This window comes from Blastococcus sp. SYSU DS0541 (genome assembly GCF_054050875.1).
Map to the genome: position 1 here is coordinate 282,395 of NZ_JBJHAD010000001.1, position 26,971 is coordinate 309,365.

General features: G+C 73.2%; 28 protein-coding genes. 25 read left to right on the forward strand and 3 right to left on the reverse strand.

From position 1 onward, the window contains the following. Nucleotides 1–16: 16 nt before the first annotated feature. The gene (locus ACI794_RS01335) at nucleotides 17–736 is read right to left on the reverse strand and encodes a DUF3105 domain-containing protein (protein ID WP_456615519.1); all 720 of its coding nucleotides are present in this window, start codon (nucleotides 734–736) and stop codon (nucleotides 17–19) included. A 155-nt stretch (nucleotides 737–891) separates the two neighbouring features. On the opposite strand from ACI794_RS01335, the gene argS reads away from it, so the two are divergent. The 24 genes from argS (at nucleotide 892) to ACI794_RS01455 (ending at nucleotide 24,554) form a co-directional block, all read left to right on the forward strand. Next, the gene (argS, locus tag ACI794_RS01340; protein WP_456579178.1) at nucleotides 892–2,553 is read left to right on the forward strand and encodes an arginine--tRNA ligase; all 1,662 of its coding nucleotides are present in this window, start codon (nucleotides 892–894) and stop codon (nucleotides 2,551–2,553) included. Next, nucleotides 2,550–4,043, forward strand: coding sequence for a diaminopimelate decarboxylase (gene lysA / locus ACI794_RS01345; protein ID WP_456602133.1), 1,494 nt, complete (start codon nucleotides 2,550–2,552; stop codon nucleotides 4,041–4,043). Before argS ends, lysA begins: the two co-directional genes overlap by 4 nt. Further along, nucleotides 4,040–5,335, forward strand: a complete 1,296-nt coding sequence (locus tag ACI794_RS01350; protein ID WP_456615520.1) for a homoserine dehydrogenase — start codon at nucleotides 4,040–4,042, stop codon at nucleotides 5,333–5,335. The genes lysA and ACI794_RS01350 overlap by 4 nt, the downstream gene beginning before the upstream one ends. Further along, complete coding sequence (gene thrC, locus ACI794_RS01355) at nucleotides 5,332–6,405, forward strand: threonine synthase (RefSeq protein WP_456615521.1); 1,074 nt, start codon at nucleotides 5,332–5,334, stop codon at nucleotides 6,403–6,405. The genes ACI794_RS01350 and thrC overlap by 4 nt, the downstream gene beginning before the upstream one ends. Then, nucleotides 6,402–7,349: a homoserine kinase gene (gene thrB / locus ACI794_RS01360; RefSeq protein WP_456615522.1), complete on the forward strand. Its 948-nt coding sequence runs from the start codon at nucleotides 6,402–6,404 to the stop codon at nucleotides 7,347–7,349. The genes thrC and thrB overlap by 4 nt, the downstream gene beginning before the upstream one ends. A 246-nt stretch (nucleotides 7,350–7,595) precedes the next feature. Next, on the forward strand, nucleotides 7,596–9,767 hold the full coding sequence (rho, locus tag ACI794_RS01365) for a transcription termination factor Rho (protein ID WP_456615523.1): 2,172 nt from the start codon (nucleotides 7,596–7,598) through the stop codon (nucleotides 9,765–9,767). 236 nt (nucleotides 9,768–10,003) lie between these two features. After that, on the forward strand, nucleotides 10,004–10,237 hold the full coding sequence (rpmE, locus tag ACI794_RS01370) for a 50S ribosomal protein L31 (RefSeq protein WP_456579172.1): 234 nt from the start codon (nucleotides 10,004–10,006) through the stop codon (nucleotides 10,235–10,237). 84 nt (nucleotides 10,238–10,321) lie between these two features. After that, complete coding sequence (prfA, locus tag ACI794_RS01375; RefSeq protein WP_456579171.1) at nucleotides 10,322–11,401, forward strand: peptide chain release factor 1; 1,080 nt, start codon at nucleotides 10,322–10,324, stop codon at nucleotides 11,399–11,401. Nucleotides 11,402–11,415: 14 nt separating this feature from the next. Next, the gene (gene prmC, locus ACI794_RS01380) at nucleotides 11,416–12,255 is read left to right on the forward strand and encodes a peptide chain release factor N(5)-glutamine methyltransferase (RefSeq protein ID WP_456602205.1); all 840 of its coding nucleotides are present in this window, start codon (nucleotides 11,416–11,418) and stop codon (nucleotides 12,253–12,255) included. Between the two features lie 23 nt (nucleotides 12,256–12,278). Next, nucleotides 12,279–12,920 carry an L-threonylcarbamoyladenylate synthase gene (locus tag ACI794_RS01385; RefSeq protein WP_456615524.1) on the forward strand — a complete coding sequence of 214 codons (642 nt, stop codon included), beginning with the start codon at nucleotides 12,279–12,281 and terminating at the stop codon, nucleotides 12,918–12,920. Nucleotides 12,921–13,088: 168 nt separating this feature from the next. Beyond that, entirely contained in the window at nucleotides 13,089–14,393 is a 1,305-nt protein-coding gene (locus ACI794_RS01390; protein WP_456615525.1) for a serine hydroxymethyltransferase, read from the forward strand. A gap of 4 nt (nucleotides 14,394–14,397) precedes the next feature. Then, nucleotides 14,398–15,633 (forward strand): glycosyltransferase family 4 protein, encoded by a 1,236-nt coding sequence (locus ACI794_RS01395; RefSeq protein ID WP_456602139.1) that lies wholly within the window; start codon nucleotides 14,398–14,400, stop codon nucleotides 15,631–15,633. Nucleotides 15,634–15,683: 50 nt separating this feature from the next. Further along, complete coding sequence (locus ACI794_RS01400; protein WP_456602140.1) at nucleotides 15,684–16,130, forward strand: hypothetical protein; 447 nt, start codon at nucleotides 15,684–15,686, stop codon at nucleotides 16,128–16,130. Further along, nucleotides 16,127–16,372: a hypothetical protein gene (locus ACI794_RS01405; RefSeq protein WP_456579166.1), complete on the forward strand. Its 246-nt coding sequence runs from the start codon at nucleotides 16,127–16,129 to the stop codon at nucleotides 16,370–16,372. Before ACI794_RS01400 ends, ACI794_RS01405 begins: the two co-directional genes overlap by 4 nt. 83 nt (nucleotides 16,373–16,455) lie before the next feature. Next, complete coding sequence (gene atpB / locus ACI794_RS01410) at nucleotides 16,456–17,238, forward strand: F0F1 ATP synthase subunit A (protein ID WP_456602141.1); 783 nt, start codon at nucleotides 16,456–16,458, stop codon at nucleotides 17,236–17,238. Nucleotides 17,239–17,323: 85 nt separating this feature from the next. Then, nucleotides 17,324–17,533, forward strand: coding sequence for a F0F1 ATP synthase subunit C (locus ACI794_RS01415; RefSeq protein WP_456579164.1), 210 nt, complete (start codon nucleotides 17,324–17,326; stop codon nucleotides 17,531–17,533). Between the two features lie 25 nt (nucleotides 17,534–17,558). Further along, on the forward strand, nucleotides 17,559–18,176 hold the full coding sequence (locus ACI794_RS01420) for a F0F1 ATP synthase subunit B (protein WP_456602142.1): 618 nt from the start codon (nucleotides 17,559–17,561) through the stop codon (nucleotides 18,174–18,176). Next, nucleotides 18,176–19,048 carry a F0F1 ATP synthase subunit delta gene (locus ACI794_RS01425; RefSeq protein WP_456602143.1) on the forward strand — a complete coding sequence of 291 codons (873 nt, stop codon included), beginning with the start codon at nucleotides 18,176–18,178 and terminating at the stop codon, nucleotides 19,046–19,048. Before ACI794_RS01420 ends, ACI794_RS01425 begins: the two co-directional genes overlap by 1 nt. A 50-nt stretch (nucleotides 19,049–19,098) precedes the next feature. Then, a complete protein-coding gene (gene atpA, locus ACI794_RS01430; protein WP_456602144.1) occupies nucleotides 19,099–20,736 on the forward strand; it encodes a F0F1 ATP synthase subunit alpha in 1,638 nt (545 codons plus the stop codon). A gap of 4 nt (nucleotides 20,737–20,740) precedes the next feature. Beyond that, nucleotides 20,741–21,712, forward strand: coding sequence for a F0F1 ATP synthase subunit gamma (locus ACI794_RS01435; RefSeq protein ID WP_456602145.1), 972 nt, complete (start codon nucleotides 20,741–20,743; stop codon nucleotides 21,710–21,712). Between the two features lie 48 nt (nucleotides 21,713–21,760). Next, nucleotides 21,761–23,203, forward strand: a complete 1,443-nt coding sequence (atpD, locus tag ACI794_RS01440) for a F0F1 ATP synthase subunit beta (protein WP_456579159.1) — start codon at nucleotides 21,761–21,763, stop codon at nucleotides 23,201–23,203. 229 nt (nucleotides 23,204–23,432) lie between these two features. Continuing rightward, nucleotides 23,433–23,618 (forward strand): hypothetical protein, encoded by a 186-nt coding sequence (locus ACI794_RS01445; protein WP_456615526.1) that lies wholly within the window; start codon nucleotides 23,433–23,435, stop codon nucleotides 23,616–23,618. A 123-nt stretch (nucleotides 23,619–23,741) separates the two neighbouring features. Then, on the forward strand, nucleotides 23,742–24,131 hold the full coding sequence (locus ACI794_RS01450; protein WP_456579157.1) for a F0F1 ATP synthase subunit epsilon: 390 nt from the start codon (nucleotides 23,742–23,744) through the stop codon (nucleotides 24,129–24,131). Between the two features lie 21 nt (nucleotides 24,132–24,152). After that, nucleotides 24,153–24,554 carry a DUF2550 domain-containing protein gene (locus ACI794_RS01455; RefSeq protein ID WP_456579156.1) on the forward strand — a complete coding sequence of 134 codons (402 nt, stop codon included), beginning with the start codon at nucleotides 24,153–24,155 and terminating at the stop codon, nucleotides 24,552–24,554. Between the two features lie 11 nt (nucleotides 24,555–24,565). Here the strand turns inward: ACI794_RS01455 and ACI794_RS01460 are convergent, their stop codons facing one another. Beyond that, on the reverse strand, nucleotides 24,566–25,177 hold the full coding sequence (locus ACI794_RS01460) for a cob(I)yrinic acid a,c-diamide adenosyltransferase (RefSeq protein ID WP_456615527.1): 612 nt from the start codon (nucleotides 25,175–25,177) through the stop codon (nucleotides 24,566–24,568). A 154-nt stretch (nucleotides 25,178–25,331) separates the two neighbouring features. Here ACI794_RS01460 and murA point away from each other — a divergent pair, with 154 nt between their 5' ends. Beyond that, the gene (gene murA, locus ACI794_RS01465) at nucleotides 25,332–26,612 is read left to right on the forward strand and encodes a UDP-N-acetylglucosamine 1-carboxyvinyltransferase (protein ID WP_456602148.1); all 1,281 of its coding nucleotides are present in this window, start codon (nucleotides 25,332–25,334) and stop codon (nucleotides 26,610–26,612) included. On the opposite strand, the gene ACI794_RS01470 is transcribed toward murA, so the two are convergent. After that, nucleotides 26,609–26,938: a hypothetical protein gene (locus ACI794_RS01470; protein ID WP_456615528.1), complete on the reverse strand. Its 330-nt coding sequence runs from the start codon at nucleotides 26,936–26,938 to the stop codon at nucleotides 26,609–26,611. The two genes, murA and ACI794_RS01470, sit on opposite strands and share 4 nt — an antisense overlap. Between the last annotated feature and the right edge of the window lie 33 nt (nucleotides 26,939–26,971).

Consider the following 26,971-nt stretch of genomic DNA (forward strand, 5'->3'; position numbering starts at 1 on the left):
TCCCGGGAGACGGTCCTCACTGGGTGACGGGGGCGTCGTCGCTCTCGAGCGGCGGGTCGGCCAGGAAGGTCGGGCTCTCGCACGTGGCGCCGGGCTCCGGGAAGCTGTCGGCCTTGTAGGTCATGAGGTCGGCGAACTGCTTGATCCGCTCGTCCTCGGCGCTGTCCACCTTCAGCTGCTCGCCCCACGACTGGACGCTGATGGGGGAGTCCTGGCCCTCGTACGGGGAGAGCATGCGGCCGGAGACACCCTCGACCAGCCCGGCGAGGGTCTCGACGTCGGCGTCGGAGACCTCGTCGGGGTTGTAGGTGATCCAGACGGCGCCGTGCTCCAGGCTGTGCACCGCGTTCTCGTGCCGGATGTCGACGTCGTACACCGTGCCGGTGCAGTCGGCCCACAGGTTGGCGTGCTCACCGCCGACCGGCGGGGACTCGGTGTACTCGATCGGGCCGTCGTCGTGCAGGCCGCCCTCGTACTCGAAGGTCTGCGCGCCGGCGATCTCGTCGATCGACTCCACCCGCGAGGCGTCGGCCGCCCGCACCTGCGCCACGGCGTAGGTGATGACCGCCGCGGCGAAGACGACGACGGCCACGGCGGCGGCGATCAGGCCCCAGGGCCGCTGCTGCACCACGACCTGCGTCGGAGGCCGGGTGCGCCCTCCCGTCGCCCGCCCGCCGGACCGGGTGGCCCCACCGCCGGTGGCTCGGCTCTTGTCGGGCTTGCGGTCCTTGGCCAAGGCCTCTCCTCGTTCACGGGGCGCGTCCGCGCCGCTGCGGCGGGGGCCGGGCGGGCCCCGCTCACCGGGAGCGAGTCTAGGTCGGCTCCCTGTACGGGAGCTGGGAGCCGGGCGGGGGCGGCGGGTGGCTGCACCGCGATCAGTACGCTCGCCCGGTGACACCGGAGCAGCTCCAGGACCTCGTCCGCACCGCCGTGGCCGCGGTCGTCGAGCGAGGCGCGCTGCCCGTCGAGGTACCTGCGGACGTCGTCGTCGAACGGCCGAAGAACCCCGAGCACGGCGACTACGCGACCAACGTGGCCCTCCGCCTGGCCAAGCCCGCCGGCCGGCCGCCGCGCGAGGTGGCCGGGCTGCTGGCCGAGGAGCTGCGCGCCCACCCGGGGGTCGCGCGGGTCGACATCGCCGGGCCCGGCTTCCTCAACGTCACCCTCGCGCAGGGCGCGCTGGGCAAGATCGCCGTCGACGCCGTCACGGCGGCGGAGGCCTACGGGCGCACCGCCACCCTGGCCGGGCAGCGGCTCAACCTGGAGTTCGTCTCGGCCAACCCCACCGGCCCGGTGCACATCGGCGGCACCCGCTGGGCCGCTGTCGGCGACGCCATCGCCCGGCTGCTCCAGGCCAGCGGCGCCGACGTCACCCGCGAGTACTACCTGAACGACGCCGGGGCGCAGATCGACCGGTTCGCCCGGAGCCTGCTCGCCGCCGCGAACGGCCGCGAGGTGCCCGAGGACGGCTACGCCGGCAGCTACATCGGTGACATCGCGGCGCAGGTCGTGGCCGCCGAGCCGGGCCTGCTCGACCGCCCCGAGGACGAGCAGCTGCCGGTGTTCCGCGCCCGGGGCGTGGAGCTCATGGTCGACGAGATCCGCAGCACGATGGAGGCGTTCGGCGTCCACTTCGACGTCTGGTTCTCCGAGACGTCGCTGCACCGGGCCGGGGCCCTCGAGAAGGCCGTGGCGCGGCTGCGCGAGCAGGGGCACGTGTACGAGTCCGAGGGCGCGGTGTGGCTGCGCACGACGACCTTCGGCGACGACAAGGACCGGGTGCTGGTCAAGGCCGACGGCGAGCCCACCTACTTCGCCGCCGACTGCGCCTACTACCTGGACAAGCGCGAGCGCGGCTTCGACAAGGTCGTGATCATGCTCGGGGCCGACCACTCCGGCTACGTCGGGCGGTACAAGGCCCTGGTGGCCGCCGCCGGTGACGACCCCGCGGTGCACCTGCAGATCCTGCTCGGCCAGCTGGTGAACCTCCTGCGCGACGGCGAGCCGGTGCGGATGAGCAAGCGCGCCGGCACCGTGGTCAACCTGGAGGACCTCGTCGACGCGATCGGCGCGGACGCAGCCCGGTACGCCCTGGCCCGGGCCTCGGTCGACCAGCAGATCGACATCGACATCGACCTCTGGACGCGGAAGACCAACGACAACCCGGTCTTCTACGTCCAGTACGCGCACGCCCGCATCTCGTCGGTGCTGCGCAACGCCGCCGACCTCGGGATCGGGCTGGGCGAGGCCGCCGGCGTCGACGTCGGCGCGCTGGTGCACGAGCGCGAGAACGACCTGCTGCGGGCGATCGGGGAGTTCCCGCGGGTGCTCACCTCGGCCGCCGAGCTGCGCGCCCCGCACCGGGTGGCCCGCTACCTCGAGGAGCTGGCCGGGACCTACCACCGCTTCTACGACGCCTGCCGGGTGCTGCCCCGCGGCGACGAGGAGACCACGCCGCTCACCACCGCCCGGCTCTGGCTGTGCGCCGCGACCGCGGTGGTGCTCCGCAACGGCCTCGGGGTCCTCGGTGTGACCGCGCCGGAGCGGATGTGAGGGCGCACCCCGCGGGGCCGCTGCACGGCACGATCACCCCGCCCACGGCCGCCGGAGCCCCGCCGGAGGAGCTCGGGGCGCTCGACCCGCACGTCTGGCCGCGTTCGGCCACCCGCGTGGACGGTGAGCTCCACCTGGGCGGCCGCGCGGTGACCGACCTGGCGCGCGCGCACGGCACCCCGTTGTTCGTGCTCGACGAGGAGGACTTCCGCGGTCGGGCCGCGGAGTTCGCCCTGGCCTTCGCCGACGCCGACGTGCACTACGCCTCCAAGGCGTTCCTCTGCGGCCAGGTGGCCCGGTGGATCGCCGACGACGGCCTGCACCTGGACGCGTGCAGCGGCAACGAGCTGGCCCTCGCACTGGCGGCCGGGTTCCCGGCGGAGCGGATCGCGCTGCACGGCAACAACAAGTCGCTCGTCGAGCTGCAGCTGGCCGTCGACTCGGGCATCGGCCACGTCGTGCTGGACTCCTTCGACGAGATCGAGCGGCTCGTCCCGATGGCCGAGAAGCGGGTCGCCGACGGCGGGTCGCCGGTGCCGGTGCTCATCCGCGCGACCGTGGGCATCGAGGCGCACACCCACGAGTTCATCGCCACCGCGCACGAGGACCAGAAGTTCGGCTTCTCGCTGGCCACCGGTGACGCGCTGACCGCCGCCGTGCGGGTCATCCGCGAGCCCGCGTTGCGGCTGGCCGGGCTGCACAGCCACATCGGCTCGCAGATCTTCGACACGGCCGGCTTCGAGGCCGCCGCGCACCGCGTCGTCGGGCTCCTGGGCCAGGTGCACCAGGCCACCGGGGAGGTGCTGCCCGAGCTCAACCTGGGCGGCGGCTTCGGCATCGCCTACCTGTCCGAGGACGACCCGGTGAGCCCGGCGGACGTCGCCACGCGGCTGCGCGCCGTCGTCGCCGCCGAGTGCGCGCAGCTGGGCCTGCCCGTGCCGCGCCTGGCGGTCGAGCCCGGCCGCGCCATCGCCGGGCCGGGCACGGTGACGCTCTACGAGATCGGCACGATCAAGCCGGTGCGGCTGGGCGCCAGCGGTGCGCCCGGCACCCCGATGGTGCGCAACTACGTCTCGGTCGACGGCGGGATGAGCGACAACATCCGCACCGCCCTCTACGACGCCGCCTACACCTGCGTGCTGGCCAACCGCGTCTCCCAGGCCCCGCCGGCGCTGTGCCGGGTCGTCGGCAAGCACTGCGAGAGCGGCGACATCCTGGTGCGCGACCTGTGGCTGCCCTCGGACGTGCAGCCGGGCGACCTGCTCGCCGTCGCCGCCACCGGCGCCTACTGCTGGTCGATGGCGAGCAACTACAACTACCTGCTCAAGCCCCCGGTGGTCGCCGTCCGGGACGGCGCCGCCAGGGAGATCGTGCGACGGCAGACCCTGTCGGACGTGTTCGCCCTCGACGCGGTCCTCGCCGACCGACCCGCCCCCTCGCCGGCCATCGACCAGCCGGCGCCCGAGCACCCCGCGGGAGCGACCTCGTGAACCGACCCCTCAAGGTGGCGCTGCTCGGCTGCGGCACCGTCGGCAGCGCGGTGCTGCGCGCGCTGCAGGAGCAGGCCGACGACCTCGGCGCCCGCGTCGGCCGCGCCGTGGAGGTGGCGGGCGTCGCCGTCCGCCGCCCGGACCACCACCCGGACGTGCCCCTGGACCTGCTCACCACCGACGCGCACGCCCTGGTCACCCGGGACGACGTCGACCTCGTCGTCGAGGTGATCGGCGGCATCGAGCCCGCACGGTCCCTGATGCTCGCCGCCTTCGAGACGGGCAAGTCGGTGGTCAGCGCCAACAAGGCGCTGCTCGCCGAGGACGGCGTGGCCCTGCACGCGGCGGCGGCCAAGGCCGGCGTGGACCTGTACTACGAGGCGGCCGTCGCCGGGGCGATCCCGATCCTGCGCCCGCTCCGCGAGTCGCTGGTCGGCGACCAGCTGTCCCGCATCGTGGGCATCGTCAACGGCACCACCAACTACATCCTGTCGCGGATGGCCGAGACCGGCGCCGGCTTCGGCGAGGCCCTGGCCGAGGCCACGGAGCTGGGGTACGCCGAGGCCGACCCCACCGCCGACGTCGACGGCTTCGACGCCGCCGCCAAGGCCGCCATCCTCGCCTCCCTGGCGTTCCACACGCCGGTCTCGGCTGCCGACGTGCACCGGGAGGGCATCTCCACGGTGACCGCCACCGACGTCGCCCGGGCCGCGGAGATCGGCTGCACGGTGAAGCTGCTGGCCATCTGCGAGCGGGTGGACGGGAACGGGGACGGCGACTCGGTCTCCGTGCGGGTGCACCCGGCGATGATCCCGACGACCCACCCGCTGGCGTCGGTCGGCGGGGCCTTCAACGCCGTCTTCGTCGAGGCCGAGGCCGCCGGGCAGCTGATGTTCTACGGCCAGGGCGCCGGGGGGGAACCAACCGCGAGCGCCGTCCTGGGCGACCTGGTGGCGGTCGCCCGCAATCGGGTGGCCGGCGCCGCCGGGCAGGGCCCCACGGGCTACGCCGACCTCGCCGTCCGGCCCATGGCCGAGACCCCGACGCGGTACCACGTGAGCCTCGACGTCGCCGACAAGCCCGGTGTGCTCGCCGCCGTCGCGCAGGAGTTCGCGCAGCACGGCGTGAGCATCTCCACGGTCCGCCAGACCGGCCGCGGCGACGCCGCCACGCTGGTCATCGTGACCCACAGCGCCCCGGACGCGGCGCTGTCGGCCACCATTGCCGCACTGCGGGAGATGCCCGCCGTCCGGGGGGTCACCAGCGTGCTGCGCGTGGAGGGTCTGCAATGACGGTCTCGTCGGTCGTGTCCCCGGGCTGGCCCGGCCTCATCGAGGCCTACCGGTCCCGCCTGCCGGTCTCGGACACCACCCCGGTGGTCACGCTGCAGGAGGGCGCCACCCCGCTGGTGCCCGCGCGGGAGCTCTCCCGGCGCACCGGCTGCGAGGTCTACCTCAAGGTCGAGGGCGCCAACCCGACCGGGTCGTTCAAGGACCGCGGCATGACGATGGCCATCACCAAGGCCCTGGAGGAGGGTGCGCAGGCGGTCATCTGCGCCTCCACCGGGAACACCAGCGCCAGCGCCGCGGCCTACGCCGCCCGCGCAGGCATGACCTGCGCCGTCCTCGTCCCCCAGGGCAAGATCGCGATGGGCAAGCTGGCCCAGGCGCTCGTGCACGGCGCCAAGCTGCTGCAGGTCGACGGCAACTTCGACGACTGCCTCGCACTGGCCAGCAAGCTGGCCATCGACTACCCGGTCAGCCTGGTCAACAGCGTGAACCAGTTCCGCATCGAGGGGCAGAAGACCGCCTCGTTCGAGATCGTCGACGTGCTCGGCGACGCCCCCGACGTGCACTGCCTCCCCGTGGGCAACGCCGGCAACATCACCGCCTACTGGCAGGGCTACCGCGAGTACGCCGCCGACGGCACCGCCTCGCGCAGCCCGCGCATGTTCGGCTTCCAGGCCGCCGGCGCCGCCCCGATCGTCAGCGGTCAGGTGGTGGAGAACCCGAGCACGATCGCCACCGCCATCCGCATCGGCAACCCCGCGTCCTGGACCAAGGCGCTCGCCGCCCGCGACGAGTCGGGCGGGCGCATCGAAGCGGTCACCGACCGGGCGATCCTCTCGGCCTACCGGCTGCTGGCCCGCAGCGAGGCGGTCTTCGTCGAGCCGGCCTCGGCGGCCTCGGTCGCCGGCCTGCTGCAGGTCGCCGACGCCGGCGAGCTCGAGCCCGGCCAGCGGATCGTCTGCACCGTCACGGGAAACGGCCTCAAGGACCCGGAGTGGGCGATCTCCGGTGCGCCGGCGCCGCTGACCATCCCGGTCGACGCGGCCGCGGCCGCAGCGCAGCTCGGCCTGTGACCGGGGTCGTCCGGGTCCGGGTCCCCGCCACGAGCGCCAACCTGGGCCCTGCCTTCGACTGCGCCGGGCTCGCGCTCGCGTGCCACGACGTCCTCGAGTTCTCGCTGGTCGAACGCGGGTCGACGGAGATCGTCGTGCGCGGGGAGGGCGCCGGCACGCTGGCCGCCGACGAGTCGCACCTGGTGGCGCGGGCCTTCCGTGCCGGGGCCGCGGAACTGGGGTGGGACGCTCCGGGGCTCCGCATCGAGGCGGACAACGGCATCCCCCAGGGGCGCGGGATGGGGTCCTCGGCGGCCGCGGTCATCGCCGGGCTCCTGGCCGCCTGGTCGCTGTGCCCCGACGTCGATGCGATCGACGGCGACGCGGTCCTGCGGCTCGCCGACGCCCTGGAAGGGCATCCCGACAACGTCGCCCCGTGCCTCCTGGGCGGTGCCACCCTCTCGTGGTCGACGGCGGGAGGTGCCCGGGCCGACCGGCTGGACGTGTCCGACGAGGTGCTCGCGGTGGTGGTCGTGCCGGAGACCGTGCTCCCCACCCACGTGGCCCGCACCCTCCTGCCGGAGTCGGTGCCCCACGGCGACGCCGCCTTCAACGCCGGTCGCGCCGCTCTCCTGGTGCACGCGCTCACCCGGGAGCCGGGGCTGCTCCTCGAGGCCACCGAGGACCGGCTGCACCAGCGGCAGCGCGCCGCGGCGATGCCGGAGTCGCTGGCCCTGGTCGACCGGCTGCGCGACGCGGGCCACGCGGCCGTCGTCTCCGGGGCCGGTCCGAGCGTCCTCGTGCTGACGCGACGGCATCCCGACGACCCGTCCGGTGACCTCGCCGCCGCGGTGCGGGTGCGGGAGGTCGCTGGCCTGGTGCCGGCCGGCTGGCGCGTGCTCCCGCTGCCGATCGACCAGGGCGGGGCCCGGGTGCTGCCCGCCCGCCAGGTATCGTCTCGGTAACGGGGAACACGCCGAGATCATCCGGTGTTGTCGTGTCCGTGAGCTGCGACTAGGCTCACGGCGTAGCCGCCCACTCGGGCGAGCCTCGCGCGGGGCCGAAGCAGATGTCCGAACCTCTTCGCCGCTGATCCGCCTCGCACCTCTCGACCTGTCTCCTGACGCGCATCCGCCCTCCGGGCCGGTCCGCCGGGGACCGGGCACCCCCTGCGCTGAGACGCGCAGGTCACCGCAGGGAAGGACCTGTACGTGAGCGAAACCACCGACCTCGGCCGGAACGGCGCGCCCGATGCCGCCGCAACCGCCGAGGGCACTGCCGCTTCTGGGCAGGCTGGGCGTCCCCGCCGCCGCGGCAACGGGCTGTCGGGCATGCTCCTGCCCGAACTCCAGCGCCTGGCCGGCGAGCTGGGCATCCCCGGCACCGGCCGGATGCGCAAGAGCGACCTGGTCGCGGCCATCTCCGAACGCCAGGTGGGCGCCGGCTCCGAGGGTGGCGCACCCGCGCCGCGCGCGGAGAACGGCTCCACCGGGGGCGCCGAGGTCGCGCGCGGCGTCGCCGCGTCGGCCGCACCCCTCGAGGCGCCCGTCAGCGGGGGCGCGAACGGCGGCCCGCTGACCGGTGAGGCACCCGTGCGCACCCGCCGGGCGGCGAGCCGACCGGCCGGCTCGCCGGGCGCCGCCACCGAGAGCACTCCGGCGGCGGCCGCCGCCCCGGCTGAGGCCCCTGCCCAGGAGCAGGCCACCGCGCAGGAGCAGGCCCCCGCGCAGGAGCAGGCCACCGCGCAGGAGCAGGCCCCCGCGCAGGACACCGCCCCCGCCGAGCCGCGCGAGGACGAGCAGCGCGGTGGCGACCGGCCGCAGCGCGGCCGCGACCGCAACCGCAACCGCGGTGAGCGGGACGGCAACCGTGACGGCGGCGAGCGCGCCGAGCGGGGCACCCCGCGCGACGGCGGCGAGCGCACCGACCGCAGCGGGACCCAGGACGGCGGCGAACGCGCCGAGCGGGGGAACCGCGAGGGCGGCGCCCGTGACGGGGCCGGCCGTGACGGCAACCGCGGCCCCGACCGGGACCGCAACGACCGCGGCGGCCGTCCGGACAACCGGAACGACAACCGCACCGACAACCGCACCGACGGCGGTCGGAACGACCGCCCCGCCGAGGACGACGACGACGACTTCGAGGGCGGCCGCGGCCGCCGGGGGCGTCGCTACCGCGACCGCAACAAGCGGGGCGGGAACACCCGGGACCGCTTCGAGCCGAGCGAGCCGACCGTCAGCGAGGACGACGTCCTGCTGCCCGTCGCCGGCATCCTCGACGTCCTGGACAACTACGCCTTCGTCCGCACCTCGGGCTACCTGACCGGGCCGAACGACGTCTACGTGTCGCTGTCGCAGGTGCGCCGCTACGGCCTGCGCCGCGGTGACGCCATCACGGGCGCCGTCCGGCAGCCGCGCGAGGGCGAGCGCAAGGACAAGTACAACGCACTCGTCCGCCTCGACACGGTCAACGGCCTGGACCCCGAGCAGGCGCGCAACCGGCCGGAGTTCACCAAGCTGACCCCGCTCTACCCGCAGGACCGCCTGCGGCTGGAGACCGAGTCGCACCTGCTGACCACCCGCGTCATCGACCTGGTCATGCCGATCGGCAAGGGGCAGCGCGCGCTCATCGTCAGCCCGCCCAAGGCCGGCAAGACGATGGTGCTGCAGTCGATCGCCAACGCGATCACGACGAACAACCCCGAGTGCCACCTCATGGTCGTCCTCGTCGACGAGCGCCCCGAAGAGGTCACCGACATGCAGCGCTCGGTGAAGGGCGAGGTCATCGCCTCGACCTTCGACCGGCCGCCGGCCGATCACACCACGGTGGCCGAGCTCTCCATCGAGCGGGCCAAGCGCCTGGTCGAGATGGGCCACGACGTCGTCGTCCTGCTGGACTCGATCACCCGCCTGGGCCGCGCCTACAACCTGGCGGCCCCCGCCAGCGGGCGCATCCTCTCCGGCGGTGTCGACTCCACGGCGCTGTACCCGCCCAAGCGCTTCCTCGGCGCGGCCCGCAACATCGAGAACGGGGGCTCGCTCACGATCATCGCCTCGGCGCTGGTCGAGACCGGTTCCACGATGGACACGGTGATCTTCGAGGAGTTCAAGGGCACCGGGAACGCGGAGATCAAGCTGGACCGCCGGCTGGCGGACAAGCGGGTCTTCCCGGCCGTCGACGTCAACGCGTCGGGCACGCGCAAGGAGGAGATCCTCATGTCGCCCGACGAGCTGGCCATCGTCATCAAGCTGCGCCGGGTGCTCGCCGCGCTCGAGCCGCAGCAGGCGCTGGAACTGCTGCTCGACAAGCTGAAGAAGACCCGCAACAACGTCGAGTTCCTCATGCAGATCCAGAAGACGACGCTGGGCCCCGGCCAGGACTAGGAGGACCCCGCTGCCCCCGGCCCTCGCTGTCCCCCGCCAGCGGGAGGTGCCCCCAGCTCGGGCCGGGACCCTGCAGCGGGGCCGTTCCAGCCCCTCATCGGGGGCCGTTCCAGCACCTCCCGACCGATCTGGGAGACTGGTCGGCCGAGGCCCGCTGGCGCGGCCGGAAATAGTCGTCCGGCCCCCGGCGTTCTGACCGACTGAACGACACAGACTTCGTAGAAGAGGCAGCAGCCATGAAGCCCGACATCCACCCGGCCTACAACGTCACCACCGTGACCTGCGGCTGCGGCAACACCTTCACGACCCGCAGCACCGCCCCGAACGGTCAGCTGACCGTCGAGACCTGCTCCGCCTGCCACCCCTTCTACACCGGCAAGCAGCGCATCCTCGACACCGGCGGCCGCGTCGCCCGCTTCGAGAAGCGGTTCGGCAAGCGCAGCACGGGCGCCTCGACCGACGCCCAGTAGCACCCCCGACGGCGCCCGTCCCACCCTCGCGGTGGGGCGGGCGCCGTCGTCATGTCCGGCCCCGAAGCCCCGCAGGAGAGAGCGATGAGCAGCACCGAGACGTCGGCGCCCGACCGGCTGGCCGGGCTGCTCGCCGAGCACGCCCGCCTGGAGCAGGAGCTGGCCGACCCCGCCGTGCATGCAGACCAGGCGCGCGCCCGCCGCATGGGTCGCCGCTACGCCCAGCTGGCGCCGCTGGTGGAGACCGCGCGGGCGCTCGACCAGGCCCGGGACGACCTCAGCGCCGCCCGGGAGCTCGCCGCGGAGGACGCCTCCTTCGCCGCGGAGGCCACCGCGCTCGAGCAGCGGATCGCCGAGCTGACCGACCGGCTCCGCGAGCAGCTGCTGCCCAAGGACCCCGACGACGACAAGGACGTCATCCTCGAGATCAAGGCCGGGGAGGGCGGCGCGGAATCCGCCCTCTTCGCCGGCGACCTGCTGCGCATGTACCTGCGCTACGCCGAGCGGCGCGGCTGGGCGACGGAGGTCCTCGACGCCGTCGACGCCGAGCTCGGTGGGTACAAGGACGTCGCGGTCGCGATCAAGTCGCGCACCGACGAGGGGATCTGGTCGCGGCTGAAGTTCGAGGGCGGCGTGCACCGGGTGCAGCGGGTGCCGGCGACGGAGAGCCAGGGCCGCATCCACACGTCGGCCGCCGGCGTCCTGGTGCTCCCCGAGGCCGAGGAGGTCGACGTCACCGTCGACCCGAACGACCTGCGGATCGACGTCTTCCGCTCGTCCGGGCCGGGCGGGCAGAGCGTCAACACGACCGACTCGGCCGTCCGCATCACCCACCTGCCCAGCGGCATCGTCGTCAGCTCGCAGAACGAGAAGAGCCAGCTGCAGAACCGCGAGTCGGCGCTGCGCGTGCTCCGTTCCCGGTTGCTGGCCGCCGCCCGCGAGGAGGCCGCGGCGACCGCGAGCGACCAGCGGCGCAGCCAGGTCCGCACGGTGGACCGCAGCGAGCGGGTGCGCACCTACAACTTCCCGGAGAACCGGATCTCCGACCACCGCGTCGGCTACAAGTCGCACAACCTCGACCAGGTGCTGGACGGCGAGCTCGACGGCGTCATCGACGCGCTGGTCGCCGCGCACACCGCCGAGCTGCTGGCGGCCGGCTCCTGATCGCGCGGCTCCTCCTGAGGGGGGCGGTCACCCGCCTCGCCGAGGCCGGCGTCGAGAGCCCGCGGGTGGACGCCGAGCTCCTGCTGGCCCACGCCCTCGGCGTCCCGCGCGCCCGGCTGCTCACCCTCGACGTGGTCGACGACGCGGCCGCCACCCGGTTCGAGCAGCTGGTCGCCCAGCGCGCCGACCGGGTGCCGCTGCAGCACCTCACCGGCCGCGCCCCCTTCCGGTACCTGGAGCTGGCGGTAGGCCCGGGGGTGTTCGTGCCCCGCCCGGAGACCGAGCAGCTGGCGGGCTGGGCCCTCGAGCGGCTGGCCGGCATCGCGGAGCCCGTCGTGGTCGACCTCGGCTCGGGCTCCGGGGCCATCGCGCTCTCCCTCGCGCACGAGCACCCCGGGGCGCGGGTGACGGCGGTGGAGCGCGATCCCGGCGCCATCGAGTGGACCCGGCACAACGCGGCCGCCCGCGCCGCCGCGGGGGACACCCCGGTCGACGTCGTCGCGGGCGACATGACCGACCCGGCGCTGCTGCGGGAGCTCGACGGCGGCGTCGACCTCGTGGTCAGCAACCCGCCCTACGTGCCCGACGGCGCCCGGGTGCCCCGCGAGGTCGCCGACCACGATCCGCCGCTCGCGCTCTGGGGCGGACCGGACGGGCTGGACGTCGTGCGCGGGCTGCTGGTGACCGCCGCCCGGCTGCTGCGACCCGGCGGCGGCCTGGGCATCGAGCACGCCGACCAGCAGGGGGAGTCCCTGCCCGCCGTCGTCCGCGCGCACGGCGGGTTCACCGCTGTCGACGACCACCGGGACCTCGCCGGACGACCCCGCTACACCACCGCCCGCCGCTGCGGTTGAGCCCTGCGGAAGACTGCTCCTCCGTGGCCGACTTCTACGACTGCTCCGACGCCGAGACGCGCGCCGCCGGACTCGACGCCGCGGCGGCGGCGATCGGCCGGGGTGAGCTGGTGCTGCTCCCGACCGACACCGTCTACGGCGTGGCCGCCGACGCCTTCTCGCCCGCCGCGGTCGCCCGCCTGCTGGAGGCCAAGAACCGCGGCCGGGCGATGCCGGTGCCGGTGCTCGTCGGCGAGGCCTCGACGCTGGCCGGCCTCGTCCTGCAGACCCCTGCGGTCGCGACGCAACTCGCGCAGGAGTTCTGGCCCGGCGGCCTCACCCTCGTGGTCGAGCACGCGCCGTCGCTGGCCTGGGACCTCGGCGACGCGCAGGGCACGGTGGCCGTCCGGCTGCCCGACGACGAGCTGACCCGCGACCTGCTGCGCCGTACCGGGCCGCTGGCGGTCTCGAGCGCCAACCGATCCGGGCGGCAGGCGGCGACCACCGCGGAGCAGGCGGTGCAGCAGCTCGGTATGCATGCCGCCGTCGTCCTGGACGGCGGCCCGCGCACGAGCTCGGCGGCGAGCACCATCGTCGACTGCACCGGGCGCCCACCGCGGGTGCTCCGGGTGGGTGCCGTGCCGGTCGAGCGGCTCCGCGAGGTCGTCCCCGAGCTCAGCGACTGACGAAGGACCCCGTCCTCCCACCGTCCGCACGCTCAGGGCGGGCTCCGGGACGGGGCTGCTCCTCGGGTCCCCTCTCCGCCCGGCCCGGAGCGATACCGTGGGCCCCTGACCGCCGCGCGCCCGGACACGGGTACCGCGGGCGCCCGCACGGATCTGGAGCGCGACGAGATGAGCACGCCCTACTGGGGACCGGACTTCGCGGCCCTCGCCGCCTTCGATCCCGACATCGCCGGCGTGGTCACCGGGGAGCTCGACCGGCTGCGCGGCGGGCTGCAGCTGATCGCCAGCGAGAACTTCACGAGCCCCGCCGTCCTCGCCGCGCTGGGCAGCACGCTGTCGAACAAGTACGCCGAGGGGTACCCGGGCCGGCGCTACTACGGCGGCTGCGAGGTCGTCGACCGCGCCGAGGAGATCGGCATCGAGCGGGCCAAGGAGCTCTTCGGCGCGGAGCACGCCAACCTCCAGCCGCACTCCGGGGCGAACGCCAACCTGGCCGCCTACGGCGCCTTCCTCTCGCCGGGCGACACCTTCCTGGGCATGGCGCTGCCGCACGGCGGCCACCTCACGCACGGCACGAAGGTGAGCTTCAGCGGCAAGTGGTTCCAGGCCGTGCAGTACGGCGTCGACCCGCGGACCGAGCACATCGACTACGACCAGGTGCGCGACCTCGCCCGCGAGCACCGGCCCAAGCTCATCGTCGCCGGGGGGTCGGCCATCCCGCGGCTGATCGACTTCGCCGCCCTCCGCCGGATCGCCGACGAGGTGGGCGCGATCTTCATGGTCGACGCCGCGCACTTCATCGGCCTGGTCGCCGGCAAGGCGATCCCGAGCCCCGTGCCGCACGCCGACGTGGTCACCTTCACCACGCACAAGGTCCTGCGCGGCCCGCGCGGTGGGGCGATCGTCTGCAGGGCCGAGCACGCCAAGGCCATCGACAAGGCCACCTTCCCGATGATGCAGGGCGGCCCGCTCATGCACGCCGTCGCCGCCAAGGCGGTGAACTTCAAGGAGTGCCTCCAGCCGGAGTACCAGGACTACGCCCGCCAGGTCGTCGCCAACGCGCAGGCGCTGACCGAGGGGCTGGCCGCCGAGGGGCTGCGGCCGGTCGCCGGCGGCACGGACACCCACCTCGCCCTGCTCGACCTGCAGGGGACCGGCGTGACCGGTGCCGACGCCGAGAAGCGGTGCGACGCCGCGGGCATCGTGCTCAACAAGAACGCGATCCCGTTCGACCCCCAACCGGCCTCCGTGGCCTCCGGCATCCGGGTCGGCAGCCCCGCCGTCACCACCCAGGGCATGGCCGAGCCGGAGATGCGGTCGATCGCCTCGCTCATCGGCGCCGCCATCCGCGACGCCGACGGCAGCCGCACCGCCGAGGTCGCCGCGGCCGTCCGCGACCTGGTGTCCGCGCACCCCGCTTACCCCCACCCGACCCGGCCGACTGCCCACCCCCAGCCGGCGCGGACCGCCTGAGCCCGTGCGCGAGTACGTCGTCGTCCTGCTCACCGCGGCGCTGGTCACCTTCCTGGCCACGCCGGTGGTGCGGATGATGGCGATCCGGCTGCGGATGATGGCCGCGCCGCGGGAGCGCGACGTGCACGTCATCCCGACCCCGCGGGGAGGCGGCGTCGCCATGTACCTGGGGGTGGTCGCGGCCGTCCTGGTGGCCTCCCGGCTGCCCGCCCTGCAGCGGACGTTCGACGACACCCAGGTCTACGCGGTGCTGGTCGCCGGCGGGCTCATCTGCCTGCTGGGGGTGCTCGACGACAAGTGGGGCCTGGACGCGCTGACGAAACTCACCGGGCAGATCGCCGCGGCCGGCGTCATGGCGCTGCTCGGGGTCCAGCTGGCGTTCCTGTTCCTCCCGGTCGCCGACATCGGGACGGTCTCGCTCGGCCCGGACGTCGGCGTGCCGCTGACCATCCTGCTGACCGTGTTCGCGGTCAACGCGCTCAACTTCATCGACGGGCTCGACGGGCTGGCCGCCGGCGTCTCGGCGATCGCCGCCCTGGCCTTCTTCGCCTACAGCTTCCACCTGGGGCTCACCGGCTACGTGGCCACCGCCAGCGCCCCGGCGCTGATCACCGCTGTCCTCGCCGGAGCCTGCTTGGGCTTCCTGCCGCACAACTTCAGCCCGGCGCGGATCTTCATGGGCGACTCGGGCTCCATGCTCGTCGGGCTCATGCTCTCGGCCGCCGCGGTGACCGCGACCGGGGGAGTGGACGCCCAGACCTTCGACTCGGCGGCCAGCCTGCTGCCGCTGACGCTGCCGCTGCTCGTGCCGATCGCGATCCTGTTCATCCCGTTCACCGACCTGGTGCTGGCCGTCGTCCGGCGGACGAGGAAGGGGCAGTCCCCGTTCTCGCCGGACAAGATGCACCTGCACCACCGGCTGCTCTCCATCGGGCACTCGCACAAGCGCGCGGTCCTGGTCATGTACTTCTGGGCGGCGCTGCTCTCCTTCGGCGCGGTGGGGTTCTCGATCACCGGCGGGCGGGTCGAGCTCGTCGTGGCGGTCGGGGTGCTGCTCGTCGTCGGTGTCGTCGTGGTGCTCAGCCCGCGGGCACGCCGGGCGGCGCGGGAGGCGCGCGCCGCGGAGCTGGAGGCGCAGCGCCTGCGCAGCCGCGCCGACCACCCCACGGCGCGGGGGCACCGCACCGGGAGCCAGGAGCCGGCGCCGCCGCCTGCGGGTGCCGAGCGCGTCCCGCTCTGACCGGGCCCCGTGCCGGTAGGGCGGCAGGGTCCTTCCAGGTACCGTGAGGCGTGCATTCGCAAGGAGAACCGGCCACGAGACCCGATCCCTACGGCGCCATGCTCCGCGGTGGGCTGGTCCCCGCGACCGTCGTCGGAGTCGTCGCGTTCGCCGTCTTCACGGCGGTCGACGGCGCGCTCGGCGCGGCGGGCAGCGCCCTGGCCGTCGCCGTCGTCCTGGTGAGCACCGTCTCCACCCTGGTGCTCCTGCGCAGGATGGCCGGCCTCGACCCGCGCGTGGTCTTCATGGGTGCCCTCGTCGGCTACTTCTTCAAGGTCATGCTGCTCGGGGTCTTCCTCGTGCTGTTCCGCGACGCGGAGTGGCTCTCCCCGATCGCCTTCGCCGTCACCGCGATCGTCGTGTCGCTGGCCGGCACCATCGGCGAGGTCGTCGCCTTCACCCGGGTCAAGACCTACATCTACGACGAGCCGGGGGCGGCGTCCGGGGCGGCGCGTTGACCGAGCCCGGCGGCACCGAGCGGCCGGCGCCGGTCCACCACCAGATGGTGGCGGGCGCCCACCTGCGCGAGGCGTGGGACGCGCTCGGCATGCTCCTGTCCGGCGTGCTGGTCTTCGGGCTGCCGGCGTGGTGGCTCAGCGAGGCCATCGACCAGGTCTGGGTGCTGCCCGTGGCCCTCGTCCTGGGGATGGCCGCTTCGATCTCCGCGATCTGGGTCCGCTACGCTCACCACGGCCCGTGAGGCGTGCCACGCCGCAGATGCGGAAGGCGGCCCCCCGGGCCGCAGTACGAAACCACCCAGAAGTTCGTGACGAAGGCTGAGTAGTGACGACCGTGGTCTCGGCCGCCGAGGAGTTCGTACCGCCGAGTGCGCCGGACTTCTGGCAGCCGCTCGTCGGCGACGGCGCCTTCGCCATCACGCGTTCGATGATCGTGATGGTCCTGGTGACCATCGGTCTCGCGGTCGTCATGATGCTGGCCACGCGTCGCCTGTCGGTGGTCCCCGGGCGCGGGCAGTACCGGCTCGAGGGCGTGTACGGCCTGGTCCGCAACTCGATCGGCCGGGACATCATCGGCTCGGACCACTTCCGGCCCTACGTCCCGCTGCTGTTCACCCTGTTCACGCTCATCCTGGTGAACAACCTGATGGGCATCATCCCGCCCGTCCAGTTCCCCACGATGAGCCGGATCGGCTTCCCCCTCGCCCTGGCGCTCGGGGTCTACGTCGTCTACCTGGTCGCCGGCGTCCGCCGTCGCGGGCTGGGTGGCTTCCTCAAGAACCTGGTGCCCAGCGGTCTGCCCTTCTGGGTGGTCCCGGTCGTCTTCGTCCTGGAGCTGGTGACGTTCCTCGTCACCCGTCCGGTCACGCTCACGCTGCGGCTCTTCGGCAACATGTTCGCGGGCCACATCCTGCTGCTGCTGTTCGCGCTGGGCGGGGAGTACCTGCTGCTCCACGGCGAGGGTCTGCTGAAGCTGGTCTCGATCCCGGCCTTCGTGATGTTCTTCCTGTTCAGCGCGTTCGAGATCCTGATCGCGTTCCTGCAGGCCTACGTCTTCATCCTGCTGGCCTCTGTCTACATCGCAGAGATCTACGCGGACGACCACTGACGTCCGCGGAGCACCGGCTCCGAGCTGTACCACCGATGTGCGCCACCCGGTAGCACAGACCGACTGAGAGGAACGGACACACCCAATGGAAGGCAATCTCGCGATCATCGGCTACGGCCTGTCGGCCATCGGGCCGGGTGTGGGCATCGGCCTGATCTTCGCTGCCTACGTGGCCGGCGTGGCCCGTCAGCCCGAGGTCCGCGGTGTGCTGCAGACCATCGCCATCCTCGGCTTCGTGCTCTGCGAGCAGCTGGCCATCTTCGGCATCGCCCTCGCCTTCGTCTTCTCGGGCTGACCGAGGACCGGAAGGAGCACACGTGATGGGCGCGATCGACAACGCGGCCGACGTCCTGGCCGCCGAGAGCGGCGAGGGCGGCTTCTGGGAGGACGCCTACCCGGTCATCCCGCACCCGGGTGAGCTGATCGTCGGCATCATCTCGTTCGCCATCCTGTACCTCCTCTACAAGCGCTTCGTCGTGCCGCGGCTCGAGGCGATGCTGGCCGAGCGCCAGCGCGCCATCGAGGGCGGCATCGAGCGCGCCGAGGCCATGCAGGCCGAGGCCAAGGCGGCGCTCGAGCAGTACCGCGCGCAGCTGGCCGAGGCCCGCAACGAGGCCGCGCAGATCCGTGACCAGGCCCGCGCCGAGGGTCAGCGGATCCTCGAGGACCTGCGGGCCCAGGCGCAGGAGGAGTCGGCGCGGATCGTCGCCCGTGGCGAGGAGCAGATCGTTGCTGCCCGCCAGCAGGTGGTCAACGAGCTGCGCGGGCAGGTCGGTGGCCTCGCCGTCGAGCTCGCGGGCCGGGTCGTCGGGGAGTCCCTCGCCGACGAGGCCCGCCGGCAGGGGACGGTGGACCGCTTCCTCGACGAGCTCGACCAGATGGCCGCCGGCGCCCCCGACGGCCGGAGCGGCAGCACCGTCGCCGGAGGCACCCGCTGATGGATGCCTCGAGCCGCGCGGCGCTCCTCGCCGCCCGGGAACGGCTGGACGAGCTGACCCGGGACCCCTCCGGGTTCCTGGGCAAGGCCAAGGACAAGCTGACCGGTCAGGCCCGCGCCACCGCCGCCGAGGACCAGCTCGCGCTGGCCGAGGAGCTGTTCGCGGTGGCGCGGCTGCTGGACGCCCAGCCCTCGCTGCGCCGGGCGCTCACCGATCCGTCGGGCAAGCCCGAGGAGCGGGCGGCGCTGGCGCAGCGGCTGTTCGGCAGCCGCCTCTCCGCGGTCGCGCTCGACATCGTCGAGTTCAGCGTCCGGCAGCGCTGGTCGCGGCCGTTCGACCTGATCGAGGCCGCGACGTCCCTGGCCACCGAGGCGGCTCTCGACGCCGCGGGTGCCCGCGGTGAGCTGGACGGCGTGGAGGACGAGCTCTTCCGCTTCGGCCGGATCATCGAGGGCGACCGGGAGCTGTCCCGGATCCTCAGCGACCGCAAGGCCCCGGCCGCGGGCAAGGCGGCGCTGCTCGACCAGCTGCTGTCGGGCCGGGTCAGCCCGGTGACCGAGCTCCTGCTGCGCAACGTGCTCACCACGTCCCACGCCGGTACGGCGGGGGTCGCGGTCGAGCGGCTCTCGGACGTCGCCAGCCGTCGCCGGGGCCAGTACGTGGCCCGGGTGACGACGGCGGCGCCGCTCACCGCAGCCCAGGAGCAGCGCCTGGTCGACGTGCTCACCCGCCTCTACGGGCGGACCATCGGGTTGCAGGTCACCGTCGACCCGACGGTGCTCGGCGGTCTCCTCGTCCAGGTGGGCGACGAGGTCATCGACGGCAGCATCGCCCACCGGCTGGAAGCCGCCCGACGGCAGCTCGCCGGCTGACCCGCCCACCACCACAGATCACGACCCCGCAGGGAAGAGGACTCAGAGCCATGGCCGAGCTGACGATCTCCGCAGAAGAGATCCGCAGTGCCATCCAGAACTACGTCACCGAGTACTCGCCTGACGTGTCCCGCGAAGAGGTCGGGATCGTCACCGAGGCCGGCGACGGCATCGCCCGGGTCGAGGGCCTGCCCTCGGTCATGACCAACGAGCTGCTCGAGTTCGAGAGCGGTGTCCGTGGTCTGGCGCTGAACCTGGACGTCCGCGAGGTCGGTGTGGTCGTCCTGGGTGACTACTCCGGCATCGAGGAGGGCCAGCAGGTGCGGCGCACCGGCGAGGTCCTCTCGGTCCCCGTCGGCGACGGCTACCTCGGCCGCGTCGTGGACCCGCTGGGCAACCCGATCGACGGCGCGGGCCCGATCGAGACCACCGGACGCCGCGCGCTCGAGCTGCAGGCGCCCACGGTGGTCCAGCGGCAGTCGGTGCACGAGCCGCTGCAGACCGGCATCAAGGCCATCGACGCCATGACGCCGATCGGCCGCGGCCAGCGCCAGCTGGTCATCGGTGACCGGCAGACCGGCAAGACCGCGATCGTGACCGACACGATCATCAACCAGAAGGAAGCCTGGGCGACCGGCGACCCGCAGCAGCAGGTGCGCTGCATCTACGTCGCCGTCGGCCAGAAGGGGTCGACGATCGCCGCGATCCGCTCCGCCCTCGAGGACGCCGGCGCGATGGAGTACACGACCATCGTCGCCGCCCCGGCATCCGAGGCCGCCGGCTTCAAGTACATCGCCCCCTACACCGGCTCGGCCATCGGCCAGCACTGGATGTACGAGGGCAAGCACGTCCTCATCGTCTTCGACGACCTGTCCAAGCAGGCCGAGGCCTACCGCGCCGTCTCCCTGCTGCTGCGCCGCCCGCCGGGCCGCGAGGCCTACCCGGGCGACGTCTTCTACCTCCACTCCCGCCTGCTGGAGCGCTGCGCGAAGCTCTCCGACGAGCTCGGCGCGGGCTCGATGACCGGCCTGCCGCTCATCGAGACCAAGGGCAACGACGTGTCGGCCTACATCCCGACCAACGTCATCTCGATCACCGACGGGCAGATCTTCCTCGAGACGGGTCTGTTCAACTCCGGTGTCCGCCCCGCCATCAACGTCGGCATCTCGGTGTCCCGAGTGGGTGGGTCCGCCCAGATCAAGGCGATGAAGTCGGTCGCCGGCCGCCTGCGCCTGGACCTGGCCCAGTACCGCGAGCTCGAGGCGTTCGCCTCGTTCTCCTCCGACCTGGACGCCTCCAGCCGCGCGACGCTGGAGCGCGGTCAGCGCCTGGTCGAGCTGCTCAAGCAGGGCCAGTACTCGCCGTACTCCGTGGAGCGCGAGGTCGTCTCGCTGTGGCTCGGCACCACCGGCAAGCTCGACGTCGTCCCGGTGAGCGACGTGCGCCGCTTCGAGTCGGAGTTCCTCGACTACGTGTCCCGGAGCCACGGCGGCATCTTCGACACCATCCGGACGTCGAAGAAGCTCGAGGACGACACGGTGCGGAACCTGGAGCAGGCGGTCGACGCCTTCTACGGCCAGTTCACCACCGGCGACGGTGAGTCGCTCAAGGTGAACGAGCCCGAGGTCGAGGCCATGGACGCCTCGGAGCGGGGTCAGGAGCGCGTCCAGGTCAAGAAGAAGGGCTGAGGCGATGGCTGCCTCTCTCCGCGCGCTGCGGCGCCGCATCCGCTCCACGCAGTCGACGAAGAAGATCTTCTCGGCGCAGGAGCTGATCGCCGGTGCCCGCATCGTGCGCGCCCAGGCCCGGGTGGAGGCGTCCAAGCCCTACGCCCGGGAGATCACCCGCGTCCTGTCGGCGCTGGCGTCCTCGGCGTCCCTGGACCACCCGCTCCTGACCGAGCGGGAGAGCGCGCGGCGGGCCGCCGTCCTGGTGATCACCTCCGACCGCGGTTTCGCCGGCTCGTACAACGTCAACGTGCTCCGGCGGACCGAGGAGCTGCTCTCCCTGCTCCGGCAGGAGGGCAAGGAGCCGGTCCTCTACGTCGTCGGCCGGAAGGGGGAGACCTACTACTCCTTCCGCAACCGCGAGATGGCTGACACCTTCACGGGCTTCTCCGAGCAGCCCAAGTACTCCGACGCCCAGAGCGTGGGCGAGGAGCTGATCGCGGCCTTCACCGCCGGTCAGGACGACGACGAGAGCGGGTCGGGCGCCGACGGCGTCCTCGGGGTCGACGAGCTGCACATCGTCTACACCGAGTTCCGCTCCCTGCTCTCGCAGATCCCCGTCGCCAAGCGGATGGCTCCGCTGGAGGTCGAGGAGGTCGAGGAGTTCGACTACGAGCGGGAGGACCGGGAGCAGGGCACCGCTGCCGACAACGGTCTCCCGACCGCGTACGAGTTCGAGCCCTCGGCGGAGGGGCTGCTCGACGCGCTGCTGCCGAAGTACATCACCACGCGCATCTACGCGGCGATGCTCGAGGCGGCCGCGTCCGAGTCGGCCTCGCGCCGCCGGGCGATGAAGTCGGCGTCCGACAACGCCGAGGAGCTGGCGAAGAACCTCTCGCGGCAGGCCAACCAGGCCCGCCAGGCGGAGATCACCCAGGAGATCAGCGAGATCGTCGGTGGCGCCGACGCGCTGGTCTCGGCCGGCTCGAACGACTGACCCACCGAACAGCAGACCACCGAGCCCCAGGGCAGGAGAGCAGTACAGATGACCGTCACCGAGGACCGTCCGACCACCTCGCAGACCACCGGCTCCGGCCGCGTCGTGCGGGTCACCGGGCCGGTCGTCGACGTCGAGTTCCCGCGCGACGCGATGCCCGACCTGTTCAACGCCCTGAAGGTCGACGTCACGCTCGCCGACCTCGGCAAGACCCTCACCCTCGAGGTCGCCCAGCACCTGGGTGAGAACGTCGTGCGCACCATCTCGATGGCGCCGACCGACGGTCTCGTCCGCGGCGCCGAGGTCACCGACACCGGGAACCCGATCATGGTCCCCGTCGGCGACGTCACCAAGGGTCACGTCTTCAACGCCCTCGGGGAGTGCCTGGACACCCCCGGCTATGCCGAGGACGCCACCCGCTGGTCCATCCACCGGCACGCGCCGCGGTTCGACCAGCTCGAGGGCCGCACCGAGATGCTGGAGACCGGCATCAAGGTCATCGACCTGCTGACCCCCTACGTGGCCGGCGGGAAGATCGGTCTGTTCGGCGGTGCCGGCGTCGGCAAGACCGTGCTGATCCAGGAGATGATCCGCCGCGTCGCCCAGGAGTTCGGTGGTGTGTCGGTGTTCGCCGGTGTCGGCGAGCGCACCCGTGAGGGCAACGACCTCATCACGGAGATGACCGAGTCCGGCGTCATCGAGTCGACCGCGCTGGTCTTCGGCCAGATGGACGAGCCGCCGGGCACCCGCCTGCGCGTCGCCCTCTCGGCCCTGACGATGGCCGAGTACTTCCGCGACGAGCAGAACCAGGACGTGCTGCTCTTCATCGACAACATCTTCCGGTTCACGCAGGCCGGCTCCGAGGTCTCCACGCTGCTGGGCCGCATGCCCTCGGCCGTGGGGTACCAGCCGACCCTGGCCGACGAGATGGGCGAGCTGCAGGAGCGGATCACCTCGACCCGTGGCCGCTCGATCACCTCGCTGCAGGCGATCTACGTGCCCGCCGACGACATCACCGACCCGGCGCCGCACACCACGTTCGCCCACCTCGACGCGACGACCGTGCTCTCGCGGCCGATCTCGGAGAAGGGCATCTACCCGGCCGTGGACCCGCTGGACTCCACCAGCCGGATCCTCGACCCGCAGTACGTGGGCCAGGAGCACTACGACATCGCCCAGCGGGTGAAGCAGGTGCTGCAGCGCTACCAGGAGCTGCAGGACATCATCGCGATCCTCGGCATCGACGAGCTCTCCGAGGAGGACAAGGTCACGGTCAACCGGGCCCGTCGCGTCGAGCGCTTCCTCTCGCAGAACATGTTCGTCGCCGAGGCCTTCACCGGGCAGCCGGGGTCGTTCGTGCCCCTGGCGGAGACCCTCCAGGCGTTCAAGGCCATCACCGAGGGCGAGTACGACAACGTCCCCGAGCAGGCCTTCTTCATGTGCGGTGGCCTCGAGGACCTCGAGAAGAACGCCTCGAAGCTCAAGAAGTAGAAGGACCCCGCTGCCCCCGCGCCGCGCACGCTCGGCGCGGGGCCCTGCAGCGAGGCCACCCCGGGACGTTCCGTCGGCCGGGTCTCCGCGAGGAGGCCCGGCCTTCGGCGATCCGGGGATCTCGTCCGATCGGGTGAATCGGGGCCACCGGCTCTGCGGGCCGGGGGCGGAGCTGTCGACCATTGCTCCAGGCGCGCCCGGGAGACGGGTGCCGGCGCGAGGGGCGAGCGTGGCACGGGACGGCGCGGTACCGCGGTCCGCAGACCGGGTCGCGGACTGGACGTGGCCGCCGCTGGCCCCCGTGGACGTGCGGGTCGCCGACTTCGACACCGAGCGCTGGGCGTCGGCCACCTGCGTGCGCCACCCCTGGGTCCGCGTGGGGCGCTGGACCCTGCTCTACCGCCGCGCGGCCTGAAAGAGGGCCACCCTTCCCTCCCATGCCCCGCACGCTCGGCGCGGGCCCCTGAAGGGTGGCCGTTCCAGCTCGTCGCTGCGTGGCTAGAGTGAGGGTTCCGTTCCGTGGACCCCGAGGAGTGTCGTGGCGACCCTGCAGGTCGAGTTGGTGGCCGTCGAGCGCAAGATCTGGTCCGGCGAGGCCACGAGCGTCATCGCCCGCACCACGGAGGGCGAGCTCGGTGTCCTGCCGGGGCACACCCCCCTGCTGGGTCAGCTGGCCGACGGCGGCGTCGTGACGATCCACACCGAGTCCGGCGAGGACATGGTCATCGCCGCCCACGGCGGCTTCCTCTCCGTCACCGAGCGAGGCGTCTCGATCCTCGCCGAGACGGCGGAGATCTCCACGGAGATCGACGTCGAGCGGGCCCGGGAGGCCCTGCGCCGCGCCGAGAGCGAGGGCGACGACCCCGAGGCGGTCGCCGCCGCACGCCGCGCCCAGTCGCGGCTGAGGGCGGCCGGCGCGAGCGACTGACGGGGCCGGCGAGCGCGCGGGATGACCACCGCCCTGTGGGTGCTGATCGGCGTCCTGCTGCTGCTCGTCGTCGTGGTCTTCCTGCTGCGCCGCCGGTTCCTGCTCTCGGGGCTCGGCGCGGTGACGATGTGGCTGCGCCCGGAGGGCGCGCCCCGCTGGTCGGTGGGCGTCGCCTGGTACGGCGGTGACGTCCTGCTCTGGTACCGCGCGCTGTCGCTGTCGGTGCGCCCGCAGCAGCGGCTGACCCGCGCCGGGTTCCGCGTGCTGGCCCAGCGCCCGCCCGGGCGGGATGACCTCGCGCTGCCCGGTGACGTCCACGTCCTGGAGTGCAGCACCGCCCAGGGGCGGCGCGAGCTGGCCATGGACCGCTCGACGGTGACCGGTTTCCTGTCCTGGGTGGAGTCGGCGCCGCCGGGCAGCTGAGGACGCCGGGCTCAGCCGTCCCGGCGAGCGGCCGCGCGCTGGGCGTGGACGCCGCTGTGCGCGCCGGGCTCCCAGAGGATGTCGCCGCCGGGGTTGGCGACCCGGCCGAGGATGAACACCAGGTCCGACAGGCGGTTCAGGTAGCGGGCCGTCTCCGGGTTGGTGCGCTCGGCGTCGCTCTCCAGCAGCGCCCAGACGCTGCGCTCGGCCCGGCGGACGATCACCCGCACCTGGTGCAGCAGCGCCGCGAGCGGGGTGCCGCCGGGGAGGATGAAGCTGTCGAGCTTGGGCAGCGTCTCGTTGTAGGCGTCGCAGGCCGCCTCGAGCCGCTCGGTGTAGGCGGCCGTCACCCGCAGCGGCGGGTACTCCGGCTCCGGGACGATCGGCGTGCACAGGTCGGCGCCCACGTCGAACAGGTCGTTCTGGATGCTGCGGAGCAGGTCGGCCAGCGACGGCTCGGGGGCGCCGAGGGCGATCGCGACGCCGATCGCGCTGTTGGCCTCGTCCACGTCGGCGTAGGCGACGAGCCGCGCGTCGGTCTTGGCCACCCGGCTCATGTCGCCCAGGTGGGTCTGACCGGCGTCGCCGGTCTTCGTGTAGATGCGGGTGAGCCGGACCGTCATGCCCGAAGCCTAGGAGAAGGACCCTCCTGCCCCCCACTCCTCGCTGCGCTCGGAGCGGGTCCCTGCAGGAGGGCCGTTCCAGCGCGTCACCGGGCGCGCGGCGGGTTCGTGCAGCGGGGCCGTCGCCAGATGCGGTCCGCCGTAGGCTGCCCCGGTGGAGTGCTTCGAGGTGGCCGGGGGAGCGAGGCTCGCGGGCCGGGTGCGGGTCACCGGTGCCAAGAACAGCGCGTTGAAGCTGATGGCGGCGACGCTGCTCGCCTCCGGGCGGTCGACGATCGACGAGGTCCCCGACATCCTCGACGTCGCCATCATGGGCGAGGTGCTGCGCCGGCTGGGCTGCGCCGTCTCCTACGAGCGGACCCCCGGCAGCGGGGGTGGCGGCCGGCTGACCATCGACGTCCCGGAGGCGCCCTCCACCGAGACCGACTACGACCTGGTCCGCCGCATGCGCGCCTCGATCAGCGTGCTCGGCCCGCTGGTCGCCCGCTGCGGCAGCGCGCGCGTGGCGCTCCCGGGCGGGGATGCCATCGGCTCGCGCGGACTGGACATGCACATCTCCGGCCTGGAGCGGCTGGGCGCCACCATCATCAGCGAGCACGGCTTCCTCGTCGCGACCGCCCCGCGGCTGACCGGCACCTCGATCTGGCTGGACTTCCCCTCGGTCGGTGCCACGGAGAACCTCGTCATGGCGGCGGTCCTCGCCAGGGGCACCACGGTCGTCGACAACGCGGCGCGCGAGCCCGAGATCGTCGACCTCTGCCGCATGCTGGGCGAGATGGGGGCCCGCATCGAGGGCGCCGGGACCTCCACGATCACCGTCGAGGGCGTGGACGCGCTGCAGCCGGTCGAGTACACGACGGTCCCCGACCGCATCGTGACCGGCACCTGGGCCATCGGCGCGGTGATGACCCGGGGGGACGTCGTCATCGAGCGGGGCGTCGCCGAGCACCTCACGGTGGCCCTGGACAAGCTGACCGACGCCGGGGCCGTCGTCGAGTCGCTGCCCGACGGCCTCCGGGTGGCCATGGAGGGCCGCCCGCGCTGCGTCGACGTCGTCACCCTGCCCTTCCCCGGGTTCCCGACCGACCTGCAGCCGATGGCGGTGGCGCTGGCCGCGGTCTCCACCGGGACCGCGCTGATCACGGAGAACGTGTTCGAGGGCCGGTTCATGTTCGTCAACGAGCTCGTGCGGCTGGGGGCCGACGTCCGCATCGACGGGCACCACGCCGTGGTCCGCGGCCGCGAGCGGTTCTCCAGCGCTCCCGTGCTGGCCACCGACATCCGCGCCGGAGCCGGGCTCGTGCTGGCCGGCCTGTGCTCCGACGGGGTGACGGAGGTGCAGGACGTGCACCACGTCGACCGCGGCTACCCCGACTTCGTCGACCAGCTCCGTGGCCTGGGCGCCGACGTCCGGCGCACGGAGCGCCCGGACTAGGGGAGCGGCCCGCCGCCGAACGACGCGGCCAGCTGCCGCGCACGGTCGGCGTCCTCCGGGAACACCAGCACCTCGGCGCGGTAGGCCTCCGGGAAGCGCACCGTGGACCGGATCCCGGCGTCCGACAGCACCGCCCGCAGGGCCAGGGCCGACTCGCGGCGGCTCAGCGTGGCCACGTGGGTGAGCAGCCCGTCCTCGATCGGCCCGCCGCGCCGGCGCCCGCCGTCGCTGCCGAAGGCCCAGCGGGTGAAGAGCGCCAGCAGCGCGAACGCCGCCAGGGCCACCACCGGCCCCCCGGCGTGCAGCAGGCTGTCCGCGACCGCCACGGCTCTCCTCCTCCCGGGTTCACCCTTGGCGAG